Below are 6,361 nucleotides of genomic sequence, written 5' to 3'. Positions count from 1 at the left end.
TCCCCATTTATCCCACTCTCTCTATCCCTTCTCAAGAAGCCCACTGGGTTTTCGCAGGATATTCGCCTTTTACGAAGAGCCGAGCGAGCTTCATACCCGCTCTTTCCGACCATTTCCCGCTTACATCCAACGGGCATTCCTTTATGACGCTTATAGTTTCTTTTGTTTTATCAAGCCGTATCAGACCTACATCGCCGCCCCGGCCAAACGTATATTCCACATACTCTTCAGTTTCTACAACCTTGTCCATTTCTATATAAATAGCCACATATACCTCTCAATTTAACGGCTTGGAAAAACGGGGGCAGACCACATTTCGGAGTACTTTCGAAATGTGGCTTGTTCCCATTTATTCATATTTCCCTTAACCCCCGTCCAAAAGACTCTTGTATTTCTCACCAACCGAGCCGCAGGAAAGCACAGCATCATCCACGTCATACAAAATACACGACCAAGCCTTCGCAAAACTCAAAAATACCTTCAAATACATTAACTTCGCGTGCTCAGTATGATCTAAGTTAATCTCAATCATTGTCTGCGGAGTAGCCCCGAGAGCATCCTGCCATTCTTGCTGATCTTCAGCATCATAAAACTCATCAAGAATGTCTTTTGAATGCAAGGCCAACCAAATTTCTGAATCACCCTCACCAACGCTACCGCGAGAAGGTTTTCCGGCACTCACGAATCCACCATGCTCTAGGAGCACGGCTTTAAAATCGTCCGCGCTCAACTTTTCTGATGATATGATCATTGCCGACAATGACATAATTAAAGCCCTCCACTACTGCCCCTATTTTACTTCGACGAATGCCTAACTGAAATACGGGGTAAACAAAAGGAGGTAAAAAAGGGGACAGGCCACGTTTCCAGAGTGTTTTCTAAACGTGGTCTGTCCCCATTTATCATGGAGTAGATTTGTGGGGATCCCTCAGGGTCTGCCCCCAATTTATCCAAGCCAAGACTTCTACAGTTCATTGGCTGAGATATTCAATTCTGAGAATTTTTTACGAATATACTCAGTTAACCCAACCAAGTCTTCAAAGGCAATAGGCCCAAACTCAGGCTCATACTTGGCAAGATAGCTTTCAGAAGACTGCCCTAAAGATTGGGCTTTAGCCTCTACCTCCTTAATATATGCAGGCTCAATTACCCAATTCATGCCAGAGGACGCATAACGCTCACGACCCATCAGCACCCAAGAAATCAAGCCATTATATGAACCAATCACCTCATTCAAAATAGAGATAATATACTCACTTTCTTTTTCAAATCGAAAAGCTATATATGGAGGAAATCTCGAACGATCCTCTCTTTCAAAATGATCACCCCTCCAGACCTCTGGATTACGTTGCCCATACTTTCTCCACTCAAGTGCATTCAAGTCATGAAGAATATTAAGCAGCTCACCTTCCGAGTCTAAAATTCTAGTCACGTCCATTACTTCAACCCCTTCAACCTATCAGAGATCGATACTCCGCCCGGGTTAATATTTTTAATATGCTGCTCCCAATCCCCTTTAGGAATAGGGTTAGACGATAGCCGTGGATCATAAACATATCGACCATCAGTATAGACTTGGTGATAAAACTGACCCGGCTCTTTAACTCCATTCTCATAAACATTTAAATCGCCAGCTCTCGCAGGGCGAACCTCAATAACCGTCCCTTTACCACCTGAAGCATCAAACAACTTGCTTGCAATATCTGAACAGTCTGTCCTGGAACAACCCACCATGTTTTTAATTTGCGGGCTCTCCATTGCATCAACAACAGATTTGCTCGGCGGAAACTCTGGGTTAACAGAACGGAATGGGCGATCCATTCCTGGAGGAATAAACTCGTCTACCTTTCCGGCAGCGCCACCAGTTGCTTTTGCACCTGTCGCTGCCGGCCCAACGACCGCCCCAATCTGCTCAGCCGTTAGTTTAACCCCAGTTTTCGTTTCGATCTCCATCAAACCGCGGAGATCACTCAGTTCCTTGGTGGCTGCCCCTCCTGCTGCGACGCCCAAGCCGACGGGAAGTGCTTCAGACATCCCTGCTTCAGCGGCCCAGATCATGACTTCGTTTCCGCACAACACTGGATTGGCAGCGCAGGTAGCTGCACCTCTCGTAGCCAGCTGTCCAAGCAAAGCAATCGCTTCTGGCGCAAGAGCGATAATCCCCGCTGCAGCCAAAAACTTCACAGCATTAGCCGGGTCCCCTTTCGGAAGGTGGTCAAGGACAGCTCGCGTCCTGGCATTGGTGGAGTCGGCGATGGAAAACGGGGACAGACCACGTTTTCAGAGTGCTATCTAAACGTGATCTGTCCCCATTTATCCCCACCGTTCAGATCCGATTTTTTATACAACTAATAGCGAATCCATTTCCCTGAGGAATAAAAAGAATAAAAAGAGGACAGTAAAAAGGGGACAGACCACGTTTTCGGAGTACTTTTTAAACGTGGTCTGTCCCCATTTATCCCCTCCCCATTCATCTGTCCCCATTCATCCTAAATAAGGTAAAAAGGGGACAAACCACGTTTTCGGAGTTCTGTCTAAACGTGGTCTGCCCCCATTTATTCTCCAAGGTAGAAAACTAAGACCCTCTCTACTTTTAACTACACCATATAGCCGGCCATCCTCATTTGAGCAAGTATTGCCTCATCAAGTTGTTGGTCAGAAATACCTCTAATCGATTTGGCACTCTTCCACTTCCATATTACAGGAAGGATTTTGCTATCCAAACGATCAAGCTCTTCCAAAAAAGCATTTGCTAAAACATACTTATCCAACTCAGGATCAGCCTCCAACATCAAGTTCAGTACAGTGCTCGGCATTTTCCCTTCCAGCAACTGGGCTAACAAATTGTTATTTTTTAAAGATGACATAATTGATGCCTCCAATGGTTTCAATTTTCTCAACCTTTCCGTATCCGTACTTTTGGGCTATTTGGCCTGTCCATGTATTCAAAGCCGCATTTTCTTTTGACATTCCATTGGCAATATTCTCGAGATATCGAGCAGTGTTAACGCTGTCAGTGCCCGCCTCCCAAGCCCCACGGATTTGATTGACCTTGATGCCTTCATTGCCGAGGCGTTGCATTGCGCTGGCGAACATATCAGTGCCTGATGCATCGTAATAGGGATGATTCAGTGCAGCACGAATTTCAAATCCCAGCACTCCCGCTTTATCCACATTCACGATCAATCCTGCTACGCCATCAGGATCGCCATACTTGAGCTGGACTCCCCCATCATTGAACGGCTTCATCATAAAGTCATTTGTAACATCAACTTTCGGGATGGGTGGGTCAACTCTCCTAAGTTCTTTTGCACCACCCGCAAAATAATCCGGAGGCAAATCACAAGGCCCGGTGTTGTGTACCCAGGTCTTGAGTTCGCCAACGTAGAACGTATGCCCCACATCGACCGTCAGATTGTATGTTTTGCCCTCGGGCAGGTACAGCTCTAGCGATTCGACTTCGGACGAGGTGTTTTCGGTGTCGCCATCAGCCAGTGACTGCAGTAGATCACCCGGCTCCAGATCTTTGACAGGAATGAAGTCATGTTTGGCGGGTACATAGAAGGGGTGGCTCGGCGTAACCAGCAGGGTTTCGCCTTCCGCTGCGCCAGCGCCACGAACACTTTTGAGCTTGAGGCGGTAGATCGGCTGATCCGAGCGCTGATGCGTTGCCAGAATGGCTGCAGCGAACGGCTTGCCCCCTTTCTCAGGCTTGCTCCAGACAACATCTCCCACCTTGAGCGACTCAATAACGCGGTCGCCTTGCGGTGTAGAAACTTTCGTACCCGCAGCAAAGCAGCAAGGCCCCTTCGTTACTGGGGTTCCCGCGGTGCCTTTTGCACTAACCCACTTCTCACCAACCCATTCAACGGCTCTGCCCCCAATATAGGCGGTGACAAGCCCGGTGGCCGCATCGAAAGCAATACCGCCCAACTCTTGGGCGGACGCGGTCGCTACTTTATCAAACTGTTTTTCCAGCGTATGCGACGGGATCGGACTGGTAATCCAGTCTTTGAACCCCACCGCTAACCCACCTATACCCCCAGCGATTGCACCAATCGTGTCTAAAGGTGATGACACTGCCTTCCAGATCGATTCCGCTGTCTGAGAAAAAGGGGACATGGAAAACGGGGACAGACCACGTTTTCAGAGTGCTTTCTAAACGTGGTCTGTCCCCATTTTTCCCCCATTCATGATTACAACCTCACAGTGGAAACGCGATAGGGAAAACGGGGACAGACCATGTTTTCGGAGTACTTTCTAAACGTGGTCTGCCCCCATTTATCCTTCTACATTTAATCTTTAGTGAAGTCGTCGCAACGTATCCAGTCAGTGAGCTCCAATGGTAGCTTACAAATAGAAGTCTGCATCAACTTCGGGAGATCCACTAACTTTAGTGCCGATTTTGGTTTGGCAATTAATTTATAACCACCCTGCTCGGAAGCGTCATGACTGAACAACCCTCTGCCGGCCATTTCAACAAAAGATTTTAAATAGCGCGCACGCTGAGCTTCATCGGCAAACTCAACCAAATTGGCTTCTACTATCTCAACGTCCACGCCTCCAGGCCTTGAATAGAAGTAGTCATAAATTTCCTCATATCTGGAAATTGACTGACGGACATCGTCAGGCACAACCCCATGTCCACCTGTAGCGAAATGAGCGATGACCCCACCACGACATGAGGCAAACCAATCAAGATCATTGATTTCCAGAAATTCGTCATTCATTTCCATTACTCGGCTCCGAAAATATTAGTGGGGAGAAAACGGGGACAGACCACGTTTTCGGAGTACTTTTTAAACGTGGTCTGTCCCCATTTACCCCAGTTTCTGGTGTGATAACAGCTTGCCGCATGAGAGAAGAAGAAGTCGTCGGAGCTGTTTATCAAGCATGTGGTGCCGGCGTTTCGGTGAGCGTCCGAAATTTAGTGTTCGATAAATGAAAAACGCCCCGGGTGATTTGGGGCGTTTTTTGTTTTGGCCGGAGTCGCTCGAGTTAAACGTCAGTTCATGAGCGCGGGCGACACTCGGCCACTGTCGAAGAGCTGCTTGAATATCTCCACGACAATCTCAAAATTTGAGCAGATGGCTGAACCAGCAACGGCGTCGCCTTGGATATGCATGATTCCGCCACGATTTTTATCACCGCAAAATACTTTGACATCGTAGTCATCGCCATCATCAACGCCGAGAGTCAGTGCGTACTTGCCTGTCTCTGCAACAACCTGCAATGTCAAGAGTTCGAAGCCTGCTAATTCTTCAATATCCAGGGTTACACTCCCCAAATTTCGGCAGGACTCTTCAAGGTGCGCAACGACATCATTCCAAGATGGATCTCTTTGCGTGCCACCTTCACAGGTTCTGCCAAAACCGACCGTCCAGGAGAGAGAGCGCTTCATATTATTTCACCTCTTTTACTGATTTCATTCCAGGGCGCCAATAAAGCGTTTTACCTGTCGCAAGCTCTTTGATGGTAAGTGAGGACAGGCCAGACTCGTTAGCCATTGCAGCAATGTCTCCACGGCAGAACCCACATACTGCCTTTCCAGATACCCTGAGCTCCATGCTCGCCCCGACCGTTTTCCCTGCAGTGAACGCCTGCTGGATCACACCAATTTCTGCATGTGCATCAGCCATATTGCCATTTGGGAGAACTTTCTTGGTGGACGTCGCTTTGGTCGTGACTCGATTAGAAATTAGCGTCGGTTCATTGGCATTTGCTAATGATGGTGGACGAGCAGTCTGATTTGTATCCTTGAATATCTCCCCGCCGATCCTCCCTTCAGCAGTTACGGCTGGGGCGAGCTTCAACACATAGCCACCAAGTGCCAGCGCCATATTCAGCGTAAGGTCAGCCCAATAGCTTGGCTCACCCAGCATGTAGCCATAATGATCCATTGCACCCGAGAAATCACCGGTTTGCACTCGTTGTATTGATGACGCAACGTCTAGGCTCCAAGAAGGTTGCGAGAGGTAGTTTTCCTTCCAAGCCGGGGGTAGCTTGCTGAAAATCGCATACTCAGCAGGTTCCATAATCACCCTGGGCTGATTGTCCGGCCCGAGGATCGTATACCCCACCGCCACGCCGGAAGCGTCGATATTCTCGACTACGCCCTCCCCAATACTTCGCGAAGTGACCCCGGCCATTTTAAGGATAGTGGAGCAACCGAATCCGGAAGGATTGGCTCGACACGCATCGTAGTCCTTTCCAAAGTCATCCCAATGAGCTTGGTAGTTGTAGGTTGTAGCATTGCCCGCCACGGTCGAGGCAATCCCCGCATCACCACCTGAAAGAGTAGCGCCGAGCACACCCACAATTTGTGAAAGTGCTAAAAGATTGGCTGATGCTTGGTTATATT

9 protein-coding genes are annotated in these 6,361 nt (G+C 48.3%); all 9 read right to left on the bottom strand.

Features of this window, described 5'->3' with window-relative positions; translation table 11 throughout:
* Nucleotides 1-31 precede the first annotated feature (31 nt).
* The gene (locus F8N44_RS30855; RefSeq protein ID WP_150652996.1) at nucleotides 32-268 is read right to left on the bottom strand and encodes a hypothetical protein; all 237 of its coding nucleotides are present in this window, start codon (nucleotides 266-268) and stop codon (nucleotides 32-34) included.
* A gap of 96 nt (nucleotides 269-364) precedes the next feature.
* Entirely contained in the window at nucleotides 365-766 is a 402-nt protein-coding gene (locus F8N44_RS30850) for a hypothetical protein (protein WP_150652995.1), read from the bottom strand.
* A 198-nt stretch (nucleotides 767-964) separates the two neighbouring features.
* Nucleotides 965-1,438, bottom strand: coding sequence for a hypothetical protein (locus F8N44_RS30845; RefSeq protein WP_150652994.1), 474 nt, complete (start codon nucleotides 1,436-1,438; stop codon nucleotides 965-967).
* Nucleotides 1,438-2,184: a hypothetical protein gene (locus tag F8N44_RS31985; protein WP_224794854.1), complete on the bottom strand. Its 747-nt coding sequence runs from the start codon at nucleotides 2,182-2,184 to the stop codon at nucleotides 1,438-1,440. Before F8N44_RS31985 ends, F8N44_RS30845 begins: the two co-directional genes overlap by 1 nt.
* Nucleotides 2,185-2,597: 413 nt before the next feature.
* Nucleotides 2,598-2,867: a hypothetical protein gene (locus tag F8N44_RS30835; RefSeq protein WP_150652993.1), complete on the bottom strand. Its 270-nt coding sequence runs from the start codon at nucleotides 2,865-2,867 to the stop codon at nucleotides 2,598-2,600.
* Complete coding sequence (locus tag F8N44_RS31980) at nucleotides 2,848-4,023, bottom strand: Hint domain-containing protein (protein WP_224794853.1); 1,176 nt, start codon at nucleotides 4,021-4,023, stop codon at nucleotides 2,848-2,850. Before F8N44_RS31980 ends, F8N44_RS30835 begins: the two co-directional genes overlap by 20 nt.
* 272 nt (nucleotides 4,024-4,295) lie before the next feature.
* Nucleotides 4,296-4,736 carry a hypothetical protein gene (locus F8N44_RS30820; RefSeq protein ID WP_150652992.1) on the bottom strand — a complete coding sequence of 147 codons (441 nt, stop codon included), beginning with the start codon at nucleotides 4,734-4,736 and terminating at the stop codon, nucleotides 4,296-4,298.
* Between the two features lie 269 nt (nucleotides 4,737-5,005).
* Entirely contained in the window at nucleotides 5,006-5,401 is a 396-nt protein-coding gene (locus tag F8N44_RS30815; protein WP_150652151.1) for a DUF6911 family protein, read from the bottom strand.
* A gap of 1 nt (nucleotide 5,402) precedes the next feature.
* The coding region (locus F8N44_RS30810; protein WP_224794852.1) for a hypothetical protein at nucleotides 5,403-6,361 on the bottom strand (959 nt) is incomplete at its 5' end.

The organism is Pseudomonas fluorescens (assembly GCF_902497745.1).
Classification (GTDB): Bacteria; Pseudomonadota; Gammaproteobacteria; order Pseudomonadales; family Pseudomonadaceae; genus Aquipseudomonas; species Aquipseudomonas fluorescens_BM.
This window is presented reverse-complemented; position numbering and strand designations above follow the sequence as displayed.